Raw genomic sequence first — 17,717 nt, 5'->3', positions numbered from 1 at the left:
CCGGCACGCCTTGTCGGCCACCGGGAATAGGGATGTAATTCGCCGCAGTCAGGCTCAATCGCCCAAGGAGCCCGCCCCAGAGCGCGCCGATTCCATGCCTTCATCACCCCTTCGCGCAGCCTTCGTCCTTCTGTTGCTCATGCTCTCCGGCTGCGAGCAGGAAACCCGCGCTCCGCTCGACCAGCAGCTCTATATCTGGCAACGGCAGTGGCGCCCTGCCCATGCTGAGGCCCTGGCCGCCAGCCGCGCCGACTTCACCACCCTGCGTGTGCTCGCCGCCCAGGCCCATCCGGGGGCGGGCTGGTCGCGCATTCAGGTGAACAGCGAACTGCTCGCCACCGACGGGCGCCCGCTGGTCGCAGTGGTGCGCCTGGACGGCCAGTTGCCGGACCTGGACCTGCAACGCACCCGCGCCGACATCCTCGCCCTGGTGGACCACTGGCGCGCCCAGGGTCTCGTCATGCAGGGCCTGGAGATCGACCACGATTGCGCCAGTGCGCGCCTGCCGGGCTACCGGGACTTTCTCCGCGACCTTCGCCAGGCGCTCCCGGCGGACCTCGAACTCAGCATCACCGCCCTGCCCGCCTGGCTCGACAGCCCGGCCCTGGCCGATCTGCTTCGGCAAGTGGATGGCAGCGTATTGCAAGTCCATGCGGTGAGCGCGCCGGAGAATGGTCTGTTCGACCTCGCACGTGCGCTGGCCTGGGCAAAACGCTGGAGCGATGCCAGCGAGCGTCCCTTCCTGCTCGCCCTGCCCGCCTACGGCATCGCCCTGGTGAATGGCCGGGTCGAGAGCGAAAGCCCGCTGGCCATCGCCGGCCCCCGCCACGAACGCCAGGCCGACCCGCAGCAACTGGCCGAACTGCTGGCCAACCTGCGCCGCGACCGCCCCGAACACCTGACCGGCGTCATCTGGTTCCGCCTGCCCCTGGCCGGCGATCGCCGCGCCTGGCGGCTGGCGACCCTGCAGGCGGTGGCGCGAGGCGAATCCCTGCACGCCGACATCCGGCCTGAAATCCAGCAGTCGGGACCGCTGCACGAACTCGCCGTTGCCAACCTGGGCAACCTCGACGGCCCCCTGCCGGAGCGCATCGAACTGCCGGCCCGGTCCTGTGAGGCAGCCGACGCCCTGGCCGGCTATCGCCTGGAACGCGCAACCGACCGCCTGGTCTTCACCCGTCTCAACGAAGGCCGGCTCGCTGCCGGCCAGCGGCAAGCCCTGGGTTGGGCCCGCTGCGAACATCTCGATCAAGGAGGATCCCGTGTCTACCCCTGAACGCCGCACTCGCCTTGCCCTCGCCATCGCGCTCTGCCTGCCGGTAGTGAGCGCACAGGCGTGCGGACCGGACTTTCCCCTGAGCCTGCTGGACGACCGCGCCCAGACCCTGGCCGAGCTGCCCGAAGGCAACTTCGCCTTCGAGGTCACGCGCCTGGGCAAGCCGGTGCCCGGCCTCGGCCAGTCCGGCGATGCCACCCTGCTGGGTTACTGGAACGACGACGGAGAACGCTATCTCCAGCAGCGCGACGAAGTGGAACAGCGGGAGCTGGGCGAGCCCCTCTACCAGCAGGTCAAGCGCCTGCGAGCCCTGACCGACGCCCGCCAGGTGGAGGGTCAGGGGCTGGACCTGCCCGCCGAGCTGCGCCTCTACAGTGCGGGCGCGGTCGCCTTCGCCCGGCAGGAATACCTGCTGGCCGCCGACTACTTCCAGAGGGTCCTGCAGCTGCCGCCCGAACAACGTCGCCTGCGCAGTACCTGGGCCGCCTATTCCCTGGGCCGGGCACAGGCCAGCCTCGGCCAACCCGAGGGCGTGCCCGCCGAAGAAGCCCAACGCAGCGAGGAAGACCAGCGGCTGTTCATGCGACAGGCCACCGAGGCCGCGCGCGATGCCTTCCGCCAGACTCGCCAGCTCACCGCCCAGGGTTACTCCGATCCGCTGGAGCTGGGCATCGCCAGCCTCGGCGAAGAGGCCCGCCTGGCCTACCTGGCCGGCGACTGGGCCAACGCCATCCGTCTCTATGCCAGCCAGACCGCCCACCATTCAGCCACCGGCTACAGCTCGCTGCGCCAACTTTCGTCCGCGCTGATCCGCCTGCCCGACGCCCAATTGATGCCGTTGCTGGCCATTCCCGAGGTCCAGCAACTGCTGACCGCCCGCCTGCTCAGCCGCATCGATGGCGAACCGAACGGGAATGACCGCCTCGGCGCGCTGCTGATCGAGAACACCGGCAGCGACCTGGACGGTGCCGACCGCCTGGCCGCCCTGAGCTATCAGCTTGGTCGCTACGACGATGCCCAGCGCTTCCTCTCCAAGGCCAGCGACAGCGGGCTGGCCTGGTGGTTGCGAGCCAAGCTGGCCCTGCGCGACGGAGATGCCACCCGCGCCGCCGAAGCCTACGCCAAGGCCGCGCGCGCCTTCCCCGAAGATGAAGACTGGGGCACCCGGCGCACGGCCAACTGGGACTACGAGAACGTGAAACCGCGCTGCCGGGTGGACGGAGAGAACGCCATCCTTTCCCTGCAGCGCGGCGACTACCTGGACGCCTTCGACCTGCTGTACCGCAGCGGCGATCTCTACTGGTGGGATGCCGCCGCCGTCGCCGAGCGGGTGCTCACACTGGAGGAGCTCAAGGGCTATGTCGACGCCAAGGTAGCGGCAGCCAAGCCACAGACGGCCGAAGAGCGCGAGAGCTACCAGCCACGTCCCGTTGCCGCCCAACTGCGCGACCTGCTGGCGCGGCGCCTGCTGCGCGAGGGCCATTACGCCGAGGCGCTGCCCTATTTCGACAGCGATGAGCTGCGCGAAAGCGCTCGCCGCTATGGCCATGCCCGGGAAGAAGCGGAGAACCGCTGGACCGCCACCGGCCGCGCCGAAGCCCTCTATGAAGCGGCGTTGATCGCCCGTGAACAGGGCATGGAGTTGCTGGGCTATGAGATGTCGCCGGACTTCCACAGCCTCGGCGGTTCCTTCGCCCTGCTCCAGGTCGGCCGCCAGACGGCCGGCGGGCTGCTGAGCGCCGACGAGGCCGAGCGGCAGAACGCCAACCTGGCCCAGCCGAACAACCGCTACCACTATCGCTGGGTCGCCGCGCAGCTCGCTGACCGCGCCGCCGACCAACTGCCCCGGAGCAGCCAGGCCTTCGCCGCGGTGCTGTGCAAGGCCACCGGCTGGCTGCTCTACCGCGACCTGGAAGGTGCACGCGCCCATTACCGGCGCTATGTGCAGCAGGGACCGTACGTGCCCTGGGCCGTCAACTTCGGCCAGAACTGTGAGGAGCCGGACTTCGACGCCGCCGGCAAGCGCGTCTGGGAAGAGCGCGGGCAGTGGTTGCGCAGCAGCCTGCGCCCGTGGAAGTACCTGCTGGCCGGAACCGGCGTGCTGGCTATTGTGGCAATGATTTTGTGGATCAGGCGGCGCCGGGGCGAATGAAGAGCCGGTGCGCCTTGTCTATAGTGGTTGAAATCTCGCAGGAGCATGAACATGAGTGAAATCGCCAGCGAACGTCGGCGCTTCCACCGCATCAACTTCGATGCCGCCACCACCATCGCGCAGGGTGACAAGCGCTGGGCGGCGGAGCTGCACGACATTTCCCTCAAGGGCCTGCTGGTGATTCGCCCGCCGGAGTGGGACGGCGACCCGGCCATGCCCTTCGATGTCCTCATCGACCTGGGGGCCGACATACAGGTCGCGATGGAAGTTGAACTGACCCGCGCCCAGGGCGACCAACTCGGTTTCATCTGCCGTCATATCGACCTGGACTCCATCAGCCACCTGCGCCGCCTGGTGGAGCTCAACCTCGGCAGCGAAGAGCTGCTGGAGCGCGAATTGACCGCATTGGGCGAAGAATAGGCCTCCCCCCAAAGCCCTCACCCCAACCCCGCTCCGCGCCCCGGCCTGATCGCTTCGCGCTCAGGCGTTCATCGGCACCGAAGGCAATGCCTCCGACGGCATGCCTCTTCACCCCGGCGGGAGAGGGAGCTGGCCGCGCAAGTGATGACCGCCCCGCTTTTCCTGTGGGGGCGATTTCAATCACCAGGACCAGGTTTCCCGCTACTCGAACAGTGCATCCAGCGCCTGTTCCAGGCGGGTCACCGCTATCACGGCCAGACCGGGTGGGTCTTCCTTGGGGGCGTTGCCCTTGGGCACGATCGCACGCTTGAAGCCGTGCTTGGCGGCTTCCTTCAGGCGCTCCTGGCCACTGGGTACCGGACGTACCTCGCCGGAAAGCCCCACCTCGCCGAACACCAGCACGTCATGGGCCAACGGACGATTGCGCAGGCTGGAGATGATGGCGGCGATCAGCGCCAGGTCGGAGGCGGTTTCCAGCACCTTCACACCACCTACCACGTTGAGGAACACGTCCTGGTCGTAGGTGGGGATGCCGCCGTGGCGGTGCAGCACCGCCAGCAGCATCGCCAGGCGGTTCTGGTCCAGGCCCAGGGTCACCCGGCGCGGGTTGGCCAGATGGCTGGTGTCCACCAGCGCCTGGACCTCGACCAGCATCGGCCGCGAACCCTCCCAGGTGGCCATCACCACGCTGCCGGGCACGGATTCCTGGGCGCGGGTGAGGAAGATCGCCGAAGGGTTGGAGACTTCCTTCAGGCCCTTGTCGGTCATGCCGAACACGCCCAGCTCGTTCACTGCGCCGAAGCGGTTCTTCACCGCCCGCAACAGGCGCAGGCGGCCGTCGGACTCGCCCTCGAAATAGAGCACCGTGTCCACCATGTGCTCAAGCACACGCGGGCCAGCCAGGGCACCCTCCTTGGTCACATGGCCGACCAGGAAGATCGCCGTGCCGCTCTGCTTGGCGAATCGCACCAGCAGGGCGGCGCTCTCGCGCACCTGGGCCACGCCGCCAGGGGCGGACTGCAATTGTTCGGTGAAGATGGTCTGGATGGAGTCGATCACCATCACCTTGGGCTGTTCCACCCGTGCGGTGGCGATGATGGCTTCGATGCAGGTCTCGGTCATGACCTTGAGCTTGTCCTCCGGCAGGCCCAGGCGACGGGCGCGCATGGCGACCTGCTGCTGGGATTCCTCACCGGTGACATAAAGGGCTGGGAAACGTGCCGCGATGTTGCAGAGGGTCTGCAGGAGGATGGTGGACTTGCCGATGCCCGGATCACCGCCGATCAGCACCACCGAGCCATCCACCAGGCCACCGCCGAGGACACGGTCCAGTTCGGTGGAAGCGGTCGAGAAGCGCGGCATTTCCTCGACGCTGACCTCGGCCAGGGTCTTGATCTGCGCCTGCTGGCCAGCCCAGCCGCCGCGACCGCCCGAGGAAGACGCCGCGGCGCCCTCCAGCACGGTTTCCACCAGGGTGTTCCACGCCCCGCAGTCGGCGCACTGGCCGGCCCATTTGGGAAAGGTGGCGCCGCACTCGGTGCAGCCGTACATGCGCTTGGCCTTGGCCATCAGCGGACTCCGTCAGAAACACGAAAGCCCGCATGATAGCGGATCAACCTCGGCAACCGCCGCCACAGTTGCAGCACTGGCCGCTGGCGCGTCGACGCTGGCGCTCCATGTCCTGGCGCAGGCCGTCGAGGCGCATGTGCAGGACGGTCAGGCTGGAGCCGTCCAGCGGCTCGCTGCCCTCCTCCACGCGCGCGATGCGACGTTGCAGCAGGTCGTACTGCTGTTGCAGGCGCTCCAGACGCTCGATGGCTTCCTGACGCTCGGAAGATGCGGGCGAGGCGGACGAAAAGTCCGCGCCGGACAACTGGATGGTGGCAGGCATGGGACAGGCTCCGGAAAAGGAATGCCACAGCCTATCCGGTCACCTCCCCGGCCCTGTTGACCCCGATCAAATCGAGTCGTCAGCCCTTGGCGCTCTTGAGCATCCGGGCGATCTCGTCCTTCAGGGCGACCCTTTGCACCTTCCAGTCGTGCAAGGTGTTGTCGTCGAGGGCCTGGTTGCCGTCCTCGACTTCATAGATGCGCGAATCCAGATCCTGGTACTCCCCCGCCAACCGGGCAAAGTGCGCATCGCTCTGCAGCAGCGCGCGCATGGTGTCCTTGAACTCCGGGAATTCACGGTTGAGCGGGTGGTGTTCTAGTGGCATGGCAGCGACCCTCCTCTTGCAGCCTCACTCTCAGGCTAGACCAGTGTCCAGCGGCGGAAAGCGCCGCCTGACGGAAACACACTGCAGGCTTGGCACTGGCCATGCCGGGCCCTAGCATGTGTGCCCGCACAAGGAGGTGACCGTCACTGGCAGCCTCGACCCGCTGAATTACACTTCAGCCTTAAAACCAGAACCTCAGGGAGTGAAACATGAGCCTGCTCAGTGAATTCAAAGCCTTCGCCGTCAAGGGCAACGTGGTCGACATGGCCGTGGGCATCATCATTGGCGCCGCCTTCGGCAAGATCGTCTCGTCCTTCGTGGGCGACGTGATCATGCCGCCCATTGGCCTGCTGATCGGCGGGGTGGACTTCTCCGACCTCGCCATCACCCTCAAGGCCGCCGAGGGCGACATTCCGGCCGTGGTGCTGGCCTATGGCAAGTTCATCCAGACCGTGCTCGATTTCGTGATCGTCGCCTTCGCGATCTTCATGGGGATCAAGGCGATCAACAAGCTCAAGCGTGAAGAAGCCGCCGCCCCGGAAACACCGCCGGCGCCCACCAAGGACCAGGAACTGCTGACCGAGATCCGCGACCTGTTGAAGTCGCAGCGGGACAAGCAGTCCTGAGTATCCAGGTGCCATGTGGGAGCGAATTCATTCGCGAATCCCACTGGACCCCAGCAAAAAGAAGGGCCGCATTGCGGCCCTTCTTCATTTCGCGACTGAAGTCGCTCCCACAGTGAATCAGCCCATCTGGGCGATCGGTCTCAGGAACAACCGGTTCACCCGCCTTTCCTTCACCTCGATCACTTCCAGCTGCCAGCCTTCCACTTCCAGGGCATCGCCCCTCACCGGCAAGCGGTCCAGCAGGCTCATCGCCAGGCCGGCGAGGGTCTGGTAGTCCTCGCCTGGCCTGGCGGCAAAGCCCAGGCGTTCGCCCAGAAGACTCAGGTTCACGGCACCGCTGACCTTCCAGCCGCCGTCGCACGGCTCGATATCCAGCCCGTCCACCTCGCTGGCATCGGGCAGTTCGCCGGCGATGGATTCGAGTATGTCGGTCATGGTCAGCAGCCCCTCGAAGCCGCCGAACTCGTTGACCACGAAGGCCACGTGGGTGGAGGCCTTGCGCATTTCCTCCAGCGCGCCCAGCACCGAAGCGCTTTCCGGCAGGTTGGGCGGAACCCGCAGCAGCTGTTCGAAATCCGGGGACTGGCCCTGCAGCAGGTCGCGCAGCAGCTCCTTCTTGTGCACATAGCCCAGGGGCTCGTCCACGTCTCCGCCACGGATCACCAGCAGCCGCGAGTGGGGTGAGCGCAGCAGGGCGTCGCAGATGACCTCGCGAGGTTCATCCAGGTCGATGCGCTCCACCTCGCTGCGGTTGGTCATCAGGGTGCGGATCGGGCGATCCGCAAGCCCCAGCACACCGCTGATCATGATCCGCTCGCGGCGGTCGAAGGGCACCTTGCCAGCATCGTCAGCGCCCACCAGGTCGGCGATTTCCTCGCCCACCTCCTCGGCTTCCACACCACGGCCGCCCAGCAGGCGCAACACCGCGTGGGCCGTGCGCTCACGCACGCTGCGGTCACCCTGGAGCTGGCGCTTGCGGCGCCAGCGCACCAGCTGGTTGGCGGCCTCGATCAGCAACGAGAAGCCGATGGCGGCGTACAGGTAGCCCTTCGGGATATGGAAGCCCAGGCCTTCGGCGGTCAGGCTGAAGCCGATCATCATCAGGAAGCCCAGGCACAGCATGATCACCGTCGGGTGGGCGTTGACGAAGGCAGTCAGCGGCTTGCTGGCGATGATCATCAGGCCGATGGAGACGACCACGGCGATCATCATCACTTCCAGGTGCTCCACCATGCCCACGGCGGTAATCACCGCGTCCAGGGAGAACACCGCGTCCAGCACCACGATCTGCGCCACCACCGGCCAGAACAGGGCGTAGGAGCGGCTGCCGCCCTGGCTGTGGACCCGGCCTTCCAGGCGCTCGTGCAGTTCCATGGTGGCCTTGAACAACAGGAACACACCGCCGAAGAGCATGATCAGGTCGCGGCCGGAGAAGCTCTTGCCGAATACCTCGAACAGCGGCGTGGTGAGGGTGACGAGCCAGGAAATGCTCGCCAGCAGGCCCAGGCGCATGATCAGCGCCAGGGACAGGCCGATCAGGCGCGCGCGGTCGCGCTGATGGGGCGGCAGCTTGTCGGCCAGGATGGCGATGAACACCAGGTTGTCGATGCCGAGGACGATCTCCAGGACGATAAGGGTGAGCAGGCCCAGCCAGGCCGTGGGGTCAAGTATCCATTCCATAGGGGTCAGGCTCTCGGGAGAGGTTCACGGGCAGGCGCAAACCACGCCTGCTGGCGTTGCATCGACATGCATGAAGCGTGGGCAGCGGGAAGCTGCAATTCGAATTGGCGTACGGGGACGCCGGTGGGGAGGGCGGCCGCACCCAGGGTCGCAGGGGGCGGCTTACAACTACTGTCGCTGTCCATTGGTTTCCGGTTCGGATAAACGAACTGCGAATGCTAGGTCAGAAAATCGCCAGCGCTAAGTCAGGAATTTTTACGAATCATGTAAGCCCCCCCACCGAGCCTTTCCGCAGCCCGTTGCGGACAGGCTCTCAGCGACGGCGGAACAAGGGCTTTGGCTCTATCACGGAGCGGCCGTACAGCACACTCACGCCGGCCAGTCCCTTCAATGCATCCTCGGCGGATTTGTCCTCGCGCACGGCAAAGGCATCGAAGCCGCACTGGCGCATGTGGCTGAGCTGATCCCGCAGCACATCACCCACCGCGCGCAGTTCGCCACGCCAGCCGAGGCGCACCCGCAACAGGTAGGCCTGGCTGTAGCCACGGCCGTCGCGGAAGCTGGGGAACTCCACGGCGATCAGCGGCAGCGCTTCCGACAGCAGCGGCGCCAGCGGCTCCACCTCGTCATCCGGTTGCAGCAGCAGGCCATCGCGTCCTTCCCGCTCGTGCCAGAGCGCCAACGGCAGGATCAACGCGCCGTCCGGCAAGGCTTCGCCGGACTCGCGCACCAGGGTCCAAGGGTCGCTCTCCACCAGTTGCGCCTGGCCGTCCAGCAGCCTGATCAGGTTGTTCATGCCGGCACCTCCGCCTTGGCGTAGACCCGTTCCTTGAAGGGCTCCAGGCCGATGCGCCGCACCGTGTCGACGAAGCGTTCATCCGGTTCGCGGTAGTCGCGGAAGGTCGCCACCACCTTCTCGATGACATCCGGCACCTCGTCGGCACTGAAGGAAGGGCCGATCACCTTGCCCAGCTCGCTGTCCATGCCCTGGGCGCCGCCGAGGGTGATCTGGTACCACTCGCTGCCGCCCTTATCCACACCGAGGATGCCGATGTTGCCGATGTGGTGGTGGCCGCAGGCGTTCATGCAGCCTGAGATGTTCAGGCTCAGCTCGCCCAGGTCCTGGAGTGCCTCCGGATCGACGAAACGCGCCTGGATGGCCTGGGCGATGGGGATGGACTTGGCGTTGGCCAGGGAGCAGTAGTCGCCCCCCGGGCAGGCAATGATGTCGGTGAGCAGGCCGACATTGGCCGTCGCCAGCCCCCGTTCGCAGGCCAGCAGCCAGAGCGCGTGCAGGTCCGCCTTGCGTACGTCGGGCAGCACCAGGTTCTGTTCGTGGGCGATGCGGATTTCACCGAAGCCGAAACGCTCGGCCCAGTCGGCCACCGCGTCCATCTGCGCGGCGGTGACGTCACCGGGTGGCGCGTCCGGCCCCGGCTTGGTGGACAGCACCACGGCGGCGTAGCCCGGCACCTTGTGTGGCTGCAAGCTGCGCGCGCACCATCGGGCGAAAGCCGGGTCCCGCGCCAGATGAGTGCCGAAACCGAGATCGGCGTCATCGAGCGGGACATAGGACGGCGCATCGAAGCTGGCGGCGACCCGCTGGTACTCGTCTTCGGTCAGCTCGGCGGGACCATCCTTCAGGTGCTGCCACTCGGCTTCCACCTCGCGGGCGAAGGCGTCGATGCCCAGCGCCTTCACCAGGATCTTGATCCGCGCCTTGTACTTGTTGTCGCGCCGGCCATGCCGGTTGTAGACCCGCAGGATGGCCTCGACATAGGACAGCAGGTGGCGCCAGTGCAGGCCGTCGCGGATCTGCTGGCTGAGGATCGGCGTGCGCCCGAGCCCGCCGCCCACCATCACCCGCAGGCGCATTTCGCCCGCTTCGTCGCGATACAGGTAGAGGCCGATATCGTGCATCTGCACGGCGGCACGGTCCTCCTCGGCGGCGCAGAGGGCGATCTTGAACTTGCGCGGCAGGAAGAGGAATTCCGGGTTGATGGTGGACCACTGGCGGAGGATTTCCGCCAACGGGCGCGGGTCCAGCAGTTCATCGGCCGCCACCCCGGCAAAGGCCTCGGTGGTGATGTTGCGAACGCAGTTGCCGGAGGTCTGGATGGCATGCATTTCCACATCGGCCAGCTGCTGCAGGATGTCGGGCACTTCAGCCAGTTCGATCCAGTTGAACTGGATGTTCTGCCGGGTGGTGAAATGGCCGTAGCCACGGTCGTGCTCGCGGGCGATATGTGCCAGGCAGCGCAGCTGGTTCGACGACAGGGTGCCGTAGGGAATGGCGACCCGCAGCATGTAGGCGTGCTTCTGCAGGTAGAGGCCGTTCTGCAGGCGCAGCGGCAGGAACTCTTCCTCGCTCAGCTCGCCGCTGATACGCCGCGCCACCTGGTCGCGGAATTGCGCCACGCGCTCCTGCACCAGGGCGCGGTCGTAGTCGTCGTAGTGGTACATGCAAGCGGCTCCAGCAGGGCGGGCGGGGGCCTTCACTATGTGCGCGGGGGCGAGATGAAAACAGCTTCAGATCCGCTGCGAAAAACCGCATCAGATTGAGTTGCAGGAGCGAGCTTGCTGGCGAATCGCTGCGGTTCGCGAGCAAGCTCGCTCCTACAGGGCCGCATTCCATCTGAGCTCTAAAAAGTGCGTTTATCTGAGTCTGTTTCCCCGTCGACGGGATTTCCAGAATGGCGGCCGCTCAGTCTTCCCAACCGAAAGGCCCGCACATGAACACCGCAATCCCGGAACCGACCTACGACTACAAGGTGGTTCGCCAGTTCGCCCTGATGACGCTCGTCTGGGGCATCGTCGGCATGGGCATGGGCGTGTTCATCGCCGCCCAGCTCGTCTGGCCGGCGCTGAACCTCGACCTGCCCTGGACCAGCTTCGGCCGCCTGCGCCCGCTGCACACCAACCTGGTGATCTTCGCCTTCGGCGGCAGCGCGCTGTTCGCCACCAGCTACTACACCGTACAGCGCACCTGCCAGGCCCGGTTGTACGGCGGATCACTTGCCGCGTTCACCTTCTGGGGCTGGCAGGCGCTGGTGGTGATCCTGCTGGTGACCCTGCCCCAGGGCCTGACCACCACCAAGGAATATGCCGAGGTGGAATTCACCGGCGCGGTGTGGATGGGGATCATCTGGATCGCCTACGCGGTGGTGTTCTTCGGCACCATCATGAAGCGCAAGACCAGGCACATCTATGTGGGCAACTGGTTCTTCGGCGCCTTCATCGTGGTCACCGCGATGCTGCACATCGTCAACCACATGGCCATTCCGGTGAGCTGGTTCAAGTCGTACTCGGTCTATTCCGGCGCCACCGATGCCATGGTGCAGTGGTGGTACGGGCACAACGCGGTCGGCTTTTTCCTGACCACCGGCTTCCTCGGGATGATGTACTACTTCATCCCCAAGCAGGCCGGGCGCCCGGTGTACTCCTACCGCCTGTCCATCGTGCACTTCTGGGCACTGATCACCCTGTACATCTGGGCCGGTCCGCACCACCTGCACTACACCGCCCTGCCGGACTGGGCCCAGTCCCTCGGCATGGTGATGTCGATCATCCTGCTGGCCCCCAGCTGGGGCGGCATGATCAACGGCATGATGACCCTCTCCGGGGCCTGGCATAAGCTGCGCGACGACCCGATCCTGCGCTTTTTGGTGGTGTCCCTGGCCTTCTACGGCATGTCCACCTTCGAAGGTCCGATGATGGCCATCAAGACCGTCAACGCCCTCTCCCACTACACCGACTGGACCATCGGCCACGTGCACGCCGGGGCGCTGGGCTGGGTGGCGATGATCACCATCGGCTCGCTCTATCACCTGATCCCGCGCCTCTACGGCCGCGCGCAGATGCACAGTGTCGGCCTGATCAACGCCCACTTCTGGCTGGCCACCATCGGCACGGTGCTGTACATCGCCTCCATGTGGGTCAACGGCATCACCCAGGGCCTGATGTGGCGTGCGGTGAACGAGGACGGCACCCTCACCTACTCCTTCGTCGAAGCCCTGGAGGCCAGCCATCCCGGTTTCATGGTGCGCATGATCGGCGGCATCTTCTTCGTCACCGGCATGCTGCTGATGGCCTGGAACACCTGGCGCACCGTGCGCGCCGGCGACGCTCGTAGCACCGAGGCGGTGCCGCAGGCTGTGGCCCATGGATAGCGATAGCGCCTACGCCCTGCTCAGCCTGGCCGCGCTGACCTTCTTCTACCTCGCCACCCAGGCCTGCCTGGGTGGCCGGAGCCAGCGCCAGATCGAAGAGGCCACCATGCTGCCCTTCGCCGACGACGAACCCGTGGCCCGGCGCATGGAGCGCGCCACCGGCCGCAGCAGCACGGGGTGCAGCTGTCCGGGGCGGTGTGATGGGGGGTGTGAGCGTCGCGTGGAAATCGAGGCTTGAATCGGGGCTGCCAAGCAACCCTTTCGCAAATGAGTTCGCTCCCACACTGAAAGGCAATAGGTGCCCTGTGGGAGCGAATTCATTCGCGATGCTTTTCTACCAATAATTCTCCACCGCCACCTGCCCCGGCCGGCGGGTCAGGCTCAGGTTCATGTCGCGCTTTTTCAGCACGGCGCGGGTGTCGTCGATCATTTGCGGGTTGCCGCAGAGCATCACGCGGCTGTGTTCCGGGGTCAGCTCCAGGCCGGCGGCGCGTTCCAGCTCGCCGTTCTCGATCAGCGTGGTGATGCGCCCGTGCAGCGCGCCGGGCACTTCCTCGCGGGTAACCACCGGGATGTAAAGCAGCTTGTCGGCCACGCCTTCCAGGTAGTCGCGGTTCTTCAGGTCGTCGATCAGCGGCTGATAGGCGAGTTCGGCAGCCTGGCGCACGCTGTAGACCAGGATGATGCGCTCGAAGCGCTGCCAGACCTCCAGGTCCTGGAGAATCGACAGGAAGGGTGCAAGGCCGGTACCGGTGGCCAGCAGCCAGAGGTCGCGGCCATCGACGAAGCGGTCGAGGGTGAGGAAGCCGAAGGACGTCTTGTCCACCATCAGCGTGTCGCCGACCGCGAGGCGCGACAGCTCACTGGTGAATTCGCCTCCCGGTACGACGATGGAGAAGAACTCCAGATACTCGTCATGGGGCGCCGATACCATGGAATAGGCGCGCCAGACGGTGCTGCCGTCGGCCTTGGTCACCCCCAGCCGGGCAAACTGGCCGGCACGGAAGCGGTAGCCCGCGTCGCGGGTGGTGCGCAGGGTGAACAGGCTGGGGGTCAGGGTCTCCACTTCCAGCAGGGTCTGACGGGTGAACTTCTCTTCGCTGGCGGTCATACTCCGCTCCCACTCATTTCCGATTCGTTCGAAGACCGCCCCAGTGTCTCGCAAAGCGGCCTTCAGAAACACCGCCGGTTCTTATGCCTATATTCGCTACGCCTTTCGCCCAGCTCGACCTCGTTCGCCAGCCCGAGCAGCAGGATGACCCGCTGCAGGCCTTCGATGCCGCCGACGAATACCTGCTCGATCACCTCCATGAGCAGGGCATCACCGGCGAGACACGCGTCCTGGTACTGAACGACAGCTTCGGCGCGCTGGCGGCCAGCCTCGCGCCCCACGCCCAGGTCACCAGCAGCGGCGATTCCCACCTTGGCCATATCGCCCTGCAGCGCAACCTGGCACGCAATGAACTGGATGCGGGTCGGGTCCGCTTCGTGCCTGCCAGTGAAGCGGCCATTGGCCCGTTCGACCGGGTACTAATCCGCGTGCCCAAGACCCTCGCACTGCTGGAAGAACAGCTGATCCGCTTGCAAGGCCAGTTGGCCCCCGGCGCCAGTGTGATTGCCGCCGGCATGGTCAAGCACCTGCCCCACGCGGCCGGTGACCTGCTGGCGAAGTACGTTGGCCCGATGCAGCCCTCGCTGGCCGTGAAGAAAGCCCGCCTGCTGATCGCCACACCCGAGCAGAAACCGGCCATCGCCTCGCCCTACCCCACTCGCTACCAGCTGGACCAACCCCGCCTGACGCTGGTGAACCACGCCAATGTGTTCTGCCGCGAAGGCTTGGACATCGGCACCCGCGCCTTCCTCCCGCACCTGCCACGCAGCCTGGCGGACATCCGCGCGGCGGACCTGGGCTGCGGCAATGGCGTGCTCGGCATCGTCTACGCCCTGGCCAACCCGCAGGCGCAAATGACCCTGGTGGATGAGTCCTACATGGCGGTGCAATCGGCGCAGGAAAACTGGCGCGCGGCCCTGGGCGAGCGTCCGGCGGACATCCGTGCCGGTGACGGACTGGCCGAACAGCCGGCGGATTCGCTGGACCTGGTGCTGTGCAATCCACCCTTCCACCAGCAGCAGGTGGTGGGCGACTTCCTCGCCTGGCGCATGTTCGTGCAAGCGCGCAACGCGCTGGTGAAGGGGGGCGAGCTGTGGATCGTGGGCAACCGCCACCTGGGCTACCACGCCAAGCTCAAGCGTCTGTTCCGCGGTGTGGAGCAGGTGGCGGCAACGCCCAAGTTCGTGGTGTTGAAGGCGAGCAAGTGACTCCGCGCGGGGCCTGACTGCCCTCACCCCCCGCCCACCGGGAGAGGGCTGGGGGTGAGGGCGGTTGAACACCGCGCGGACTCAAGTCAATGCGTACTCAGCCCCGCCGCCGCCATGAACATCCGCAACAGGTAGGCCACCGCACCCAGGGCCAGGACGCTGAGGGCCCAGATACCCACCAGCCAGCCCAGGCGCTGCCACAGGGGCTTCTTCTCGGGTTCGCCCATTGCCGTGCTCCTAGTGGTAGCCATCTTCCACACGCACCTTGCCGCGGAACACGTAGTAGCTCCACGCGGTGTACATCAGGATGAAGGGGATGATGAACAGCGCGCCCACCAGCATGAAGCCCTGGCTCTGCGGCGGCGCCGCGGCGTCCCAGATGGAAATGGACGGCGGGATCACGTTGGGCCAGAGGCTGATCCCCAGGCCGCTGTAGCCGAGGAAAATCAGCACCAGGGTCAGCACGAACGGCGCATGGTGGGCGTTGTTGGCCACCGCGCGCAGCAACGCCCAGGTGCAGATCAGCACCAGGATCGGTACCGGCATGAACCAGAACAGGTTGGGCAGGCTGAACCAGCGCGTGGCGATTTCCTCGTGGGCCAGCGGGGTCCAGATGCTGACGATACCGGTGATGCCCAGCAGCACCAGCACCAGCGGACGCGCCAGGTCGTGCATCTGCTGCTGCAGGCGGCCTTCGGTCTTCATGATCAGCCAGGTGCAGCCCAGCAGTGCGTAGGCGGCGATCAGGCCCAGGCCGCAGAACAGCGGGAAGGGCGCGAGCCAGTCCAGGGAGCCGCCGGCATAGGCGCGGTCCACCACCGGAATGCCCTCGATGAAGGCGCCCAGGGCCACGCCCTGGAAGAAGGTGGCGGCGATGGAACCGCCGATGAAGGCCTTGTCCCACAGGTGGCGCTTGGCCGGCCTGGCCTTGAAGCGGAACTCGAAGGCCACACCCCGGAAGATCAGGCCCAGCAGCATCAGGATCAGCGGCAGATAGAGCGCGGAAAGCACCACCGAGTAGGCCAGCGGGAAGGCGCCGAACAGGCCGGCGCCGCCCAGGATCAGCCAGGTTTCGTTGCCGTCCCAGACCGGCGCGACGGTGTTCATCATCACGTCGCGCTCGCCGTCATCCTTGACGAAGGGGAAGAGGATGCCGATTCCGAGGTCGAAACCGTCCATCACCACATACATCATCACGCCGAAGATGATGATGATGGCCCAGATCAGAGAAAGGTCGACGCCCATGTTCAGGTCCTCGGCAGGGTTGCAGCGTTGTCGTCATCGTCCATGCCCTCTTCGGTCGCCGAGAGCGGGCGTGCAGGGGTGCGGTGCTGGCCGGGGCCGCCAGTACCCGGTTCCTTGCCTTCGTGGGTGACCGGGCCCTTGCGCACCAGGCGCATCATGTAGCCGATGCCCGTGCCGAAGAGCACGAAATACACCACCACGAAGCTCACCAGGGTCAGGCTCATCTGCGCCACGCTGTGGTTGGACACCGCATCGGCCGTGCGCATCAGGCCATAGACCACCCAGGGTTGCCGGCCCATCTCGGTGGTGAACCAGCCGGCCAGGATGGCGATCAGCCCGGACGGCCCCATCCACAGGCACAGGTAGAGGAATGGCCGCGAGCGGAACAGCCCGCCGCGCCAGCGCAGCCAGAGGCTCCAGACGCCCACCAGGATCATCAGCAGCCCCAGGGCCACCATGATGCGGAAGGACCAGAACACCACGGTGGAGTTGGGGCGGTCTTCCTTGGGGAATTCCTTCAACGCCGGTACCTGCTTGTCCAGGCTGTGGGTCAGGATGATGCTGCCGAGATAGGGGATCTCCACCTTGAAGCGGGTTTCCTCACGCTCCATGTCCGGCCAGCCGAAGAGGATCAGCGGGGTAGCCTCGCCGCTGCTGTTGTCCCAGTGGCCTTCCATCGCGGCGATCTTCACCGGCTGGTGCTTGAGCGTGTTCAGGCCATGCAGGTCGCCGATGAAGGCCTGTACCGGGGCCACCAGCAGCGCCATCCACATGGCCATCGAGAGCATCTTGCGGATCGCCGGGTTGTCACGGCCGCGCAGCAGGTGCCAGGCCGCCGAAGCGCCGACGAAGAAGGCGGTGGCGAGGAAGGCGGCGGTGGCCATGTGCAGCAGGCGATAGGGGAAGGACGGGTTGAAGATCACCGCCAGCCAGTCCACCGGCACCACGCGGCCGTCGATGATCTCGAAGCCCTGCGGCGTCTGCATCCAGCTGTTGGAGGCGAGGATCCAGAAAGTGGAGATGATGGTGCCGATGGCCACCATCACCGTGGCGAAGAAGTGCAGGCCCGGCCCCACGCGGTTCCAGCCGAACAACATGACGCCGAGGAAGCCGGCTTCGAGGAAGAAGGCGGTAAGCACCTCGTAGGTCAGCAGCGGTCCGGTGACGGAGCCGGCGAAGTCCGAGAACGCGCTCCAGTTGGTGCCGAACTGGTAGGCCATGACCAGGCCCGATACCACGCCCATGCCGAAGTTGACGGCGAAGATCTTCGACCAGAAGTGGTACAGGTCGCGATAGACCTCCTGTTCCGTCTTCAGCCACAGGCCTTCCAGCACGGCGAGGTAGCTCGCCAGGCCAATGGTGATGGCCGGGAAGATGATGTGGAAGGACACGGTGAAGGCGAACTGCATTCGGGCGAGATCGAGAGCCTCCAATCCGAACATGGCGAATCCTCTAATCAGGTTGATACGGGCAAGGGCCCCGCGCGACTCCTTTGGGTACTGGAGCCAGGCCGAGCCGAATTGTTCTTGTAGGGGCTAATGCGACTGGATGCGGGCCAGGTCGGCCCTTCACAAACCCGCGCCTGGGGTTTTGACGCGGATCAAGCAATGCACA

At 65.9% G+C, this 17,717-nt stretch carries 17 protein-coding genes; 7 read left to right on the top strand and 10 right to left on the bottom strand.

The annotated features are described in order from the left end of the window. Positions 1–94: 94 nt before the first annotated feature. Genes FXN65_RS04115 through FXN65_RS04105 form a run of 3 tightly spaced genes read left to right on the top strand, consistent with a single transcriptional unit; the run spans position 95 to position 3,848 of the window. Entirely contained in the window at positions 95–1,276 is a 1,182-nt protein-coding gene (locus FXN65_RS04115) for a DUF3142 domain-containing protein (RefSeq protein WP_151131800.1), read from the top strand. Further along, the gene (locus tag FXN65_RS04110; RefSeq protein ID WP_151131799.1) at positions 1,263–3,428 is read left to right on the top strand and encodes a hypothetical protein; all 2,166 of its coding nucleotides are present in this window, start codon (positions 1,263–1,265) and stop codon (positions 3,426–3,428) included. The genes FXN65_RS04115 and FXN65_RS04110 overlap by 14 nt, the downstream gene beginning before the upstream one ends. Before the next feature lie 51 nt (positions 3,429–3,479). Next, the gene (locus tag FXN65_RS04105; RefSeq protein ID WP_151131797.1) at positions 3,480–3,848 is read left to right on the top strand and encodes a PilZ domain-containing protein; all 369 of its coding nucleotides are present in this window, start codon (positions 3,480–3,482) and stop codon (positions 3,846–3,848) included. 201 nt (positions 3,849–4,049) lie between these two features. Here FXN65_RS04105 and radA read toward each other — a convergent pair whose 3' ends face one another. The 3 genes from radA to FXN65_RS04090 form a co-directional block, all read right to left on the bottom strand. After that, a complete protein-coding gene (radA, locus tag FXN65_RS04100) occupies positions 4,050–5,417 on the bottom strand; it encodes a DNA repair protein RadA (protein WP_151131795.1) in 1,368 nt (455 codons plus the stop codon). A 43-nt stretch (positions 5,418–5,460) separates the two neighbouring features. Continuing rightward, positions 5,461–5,739 (bottom strand): hypothetical protein, encoded by a 279-nt coding sequence (locus FXN65_RS04095; protein ID WP_151131794.1) that lies wholly within the window; start codon positions 5,737–5,739, stop codon positions 5,461–5,463. Between the two features lie 79 nt (positions 5,740–5,818). Next, a complete protein-coding gene (locus FXN65_RS04090) occupies positions 5,819–6,064 on the bottom strand; it encodes a YdcH family protein (protein WP_151131791.1) in 246 nt (81 codons plus the stop codon). Positions 6,065–6,273: 209 nt separating this feature from the next. Here FXN65_RS04090 and mscL point away from each other — a divergent pair, with 209 nt between their 5' ends. Further along, complete coding sequence (gene mscL / locus FXN65_RS04085) at positions 6,274–6,690, top strand: large-conductance mechanosensitive channel protein MscL (protein WP_151131789.1); 417 nt, start codon at positions 6,274–6,276, stop codon at positions 6,688–6,690. 117 nt (positions 6,691–6,807) lie between these two features. Here mscL and FXN65_RS04080 read toward each other — a convergent pair whose 3' ends face one another. From FXN65_RS04080 to FXN65_RS04070, 3 genes are all read right to left on the bottom strand, one after another. Beyond that, positions 6,808–8,370 carry a TerC family protein gene (locus tag FXN65_RS04080; RefSeq protein WP_151131787.1) on the bottom strand — a complete coding sequence of 521 codons (1,563 nt, stop codon included), beginning with the start codon at positions 8,368–8,370 and terminating at the stop codon, positions 6,808–6,810. Between the two features lie 313 nt (positions 8,371–8,683). Next, positions 8,684–9,166 carry a DUF934 domain-containing protein gene (locus tag FXN65_RS04075; protein WP_151131785.1) on the bottom strand — a complete coding sequence of 161 codons (483 nt, stop codon included), beginning with the start codon at positions 9,164–9,166 and terminating at the stop codon, positions 8,684–8,686. Then, a complete protein-coding gene (locus FXN65_RS04070) occupies positions 9,163–10,833 on the bottom strand; it encodes a nitrite/sulfite reductase (protein ID WP_151131783.1) in 1,671 nt (556 codons plus the stop codon). Before FXN65_RS04070 ends, FXN65_RS04075 begins: the two co-directional genes overlap by 4 nt. A gap of 269 nt (positions 10,834–11,102) precedes the next feature. Here FXN65_RS04070 and ccoN point away from each other — a divergent pair, with 269 nt between their 5' ends. Together ccoN and FXN65_RS04060 are read left to right on the top strand one after the other, a co-directional pair. Next, positions 11,103–12,539, top strand: coding sequence for a cytochrome-c oxidase, cbb3-type subunit I (gene ccoN, locus FXN65_RS04065; RefSeq protein ID WP_151131782.1), 1,437 nt, complete (start codon positions 11,103–11,105; stop codon positions 12,537–12,539). After that, positions 12,532–12,777 carry a cbb3-type cytochrome c oxidase subunit 3 gene (locus tag FXN65_RS04060; RefSeq protein ID WP_151131781.1) on the top strand — a complete coding sequence of 82 codons (246 nt, stop codon included), beginning with the start codon at positions 12,532–12,534 and terminating at the stop codon, positions 12,775–12,777. Before ccoN ends, FXN65_RS04060 begins: the two co-directional genes overlap by 8 nt. Before the next feature lie 96 nt (positions 12,778–12,873). On the opposite strand, the gene FXN65_RS04055 is transcribed toward FXN65_RS04060, so the two are convergent. After that, positions 12,874–13,650 carry a ferredoxin--NADP reductase gene (locus FXN65_RS04055; protein ID WP_151131779.1) on the bottom strand — a complete coding sequence of 259 codons (777 nt, stop codon included), beginning with the start codon at positions 13,648–13,650 and terminating at the stop codon, positions 12,874–12,876. Positions 13,651–13,733: 83 nt separating this feature from the next. Here FXN65_RS04055 and FXN65_RS04050 point away from each other — a divergent pair, with 83 nt between their 5' ends. Then, positions 13,734–14,858, top strand: coding sequence for a methyltransferase (locus tag FXN65_RS04050; protein ID WP_151131777.1), 1,125 nt, complete (start codon positions 13,734–13,736; stop codon positions 14,856–14,858). 86 nt (positions 14,859–14,944) lie between these two features. On the opposite strand, the gene FXN65_RS04045 is transcribed toward FXN65_RS04050, so the two are convergent. From FXN65_RS04045 to FXN65_RS04035, 3 genes are read right to left on the bottom strand one after another with little or no spacing between them, the layout of a single operon-like run. Beyond that, on the bottom strand, positions 14,945–15,085 hold the full coding sequence (locus FXN65_RS04045) for a DUF2474 domain-containing protein (RefSeq protein ID WP_151131775.1): 141 nt from the start codon (positions 15,083–15,085) through the stop codon (positions 14,945–14,947). 10 nt (positions 15,086–15,095) lie between these two features. Continuing rightward, positions 15,096–16,103, bottom strand: a complete 1,008-nt coding sequence (gene cydB / locus FXN65_RS04040; RefSeq protein WP_151131773.1) for a cytochrome d ubiquinol oxidase subunit II — start codon at positions 16,101–16,103, stop codon at positions 15,096–15,098. A 2-nt stretch (positions 16,104–16,105) separates the two neighbouring features. Continuing rightward, complete coding sequence (locus FXN65_RS04035; RefSeq protein ID WP_151131772.1) at positions 16,106–17,545, bottom strand: cytochrome ubiquinol oxidase subunit I; 1,440 nt, start codon at positions 17,543–17,545, stop codon at positions 16,106–16,108. Positions 17,546–17,717: the final 172 nt, after the last annotated feature.

This window comes from Pseudomonas lalkuanensis, from assembly GCF_008807375.1.
GTDB lineage: Bacteria > Pseudomonadota > Gammaproteobacteria > Pseudomonadales > Pseudomonadaceae > Metapseudomonas > Metapseudomonas lalkuanensis.
This window is presented reverse-complemented; position numbering and strand designations above follow the sequence as displayed.

Bases quoted from the DNA above. Each gene is read 5' to 3' on its own strand.
- FXN65_RS04115 (WP_151131800.1), top strand. From the start codon at position 95: ATGCCTTCATCACCCCTTCGCGCAGCCTTCGTCCTTCTGTTGCTCATG.
- FXN65_RS04105 (WP_151131797.1), top strand. From the start codon at position 3,480: ATGAGTGAAATCGCCAGCGAACGTCGGCGCTTCCACCGCATCAACTTC.
- radA (WP_151131795.1), bottom strand. From the start codon at position 5,417: ATGGCCAAGGCCAAGCGCATGTACGGCTGCACCGAGTGCGGCGCCACC.
- FXN65_RS04095 (WP_151131794.1), bottom strand. From the start codon at position 5,739: ATGCCTGCCACCATCCAGTTGTCCGGCGCGGACTTTTCGTCCGCCTCG.
- FXN65_RS04090 (WP_151131791.1), bottom strand. From the start codon at position 6,064: ATGCCACTAGAACACCACCCGCTCAACCGTGAATTCCCGGAGTTCAAG.
- mscL (WP_151131789.1), top strand. From the start codon at position 6,274: ATGAGCCTGCTCAGTGAATTCAAAGCCTTCGCCGTCAAGGGCAACGTG.
- FXN65_RS04080 (WP_151131787.1), bottom strand. From the start codon at position 8,370: ATGGAATGGATACTTGACCCCACGGCCTGGCTGGGCCTGCTCACCCTT.
- FXN65_RS04075 (WP_151131785.1), bottom strand. From the start codon at position 9,166: ATGAACAACCTGATCAGGCTGCTGGACGGCCAGGCGCAACTGGTGGAG.
- FXN65_RS04070 (WP_151131783.1), bottom strand. From the start codon at position 10,833: ATGTACCACTACGACGACTACGACCGCGCCCTGGTGCAGGAGCGCGTG.
- ccoN (WP_151131782.1), top strand. From the start codon at position 11,103: ATGAACACCGCAATCCCGGAACCGACCTACGACTACAAGGTGGTTCGC.
- FXN65_RS04060 (WP_151131781.1), top strand. From the start codon at position 12,532: ATGGATAGCGATAGCGCCTACGCCCTGCTCAGCCTGGCCGCGCTGACC.
- FXN65_RS04055 (WP_151131779.1), bottom strand. From the start codon at position 13,650: ATGACCGCCAGCGAAGAGAAGTTCACCCGTCAGACCCTGCTGGAAGTG.
- FXN65_RS04050 (WP_151131777.1), top strand. From the start codon at position 13,734: ATGCCTATATTCGCTACGCCTTTCGCCCAGCTCGACCTCGTTCGCCAG.
- FXN65_RS04045 (WP_151131775.1), bottom strand. From the start codon at position 15,085: ATGGGCGAACCCGAGAAGAAGCCCCTGTGGCAGCGCCTGGGCTGGCTG.
- cydB (WP_151131773.1), bottom strand. From the start codon at position 16,103: ATGGGCGTCGACCTTTCTCTGATCTGGGCCATCATCATCATCTTCGGC.
- FXN65_RS04035 (WP_151131772.1), bottom strand. From the start codon at position 17,545: ATGTTCGGATTGGAGGCTCTCGATCTCGCCCGAATGCAGTTCGCCTTC.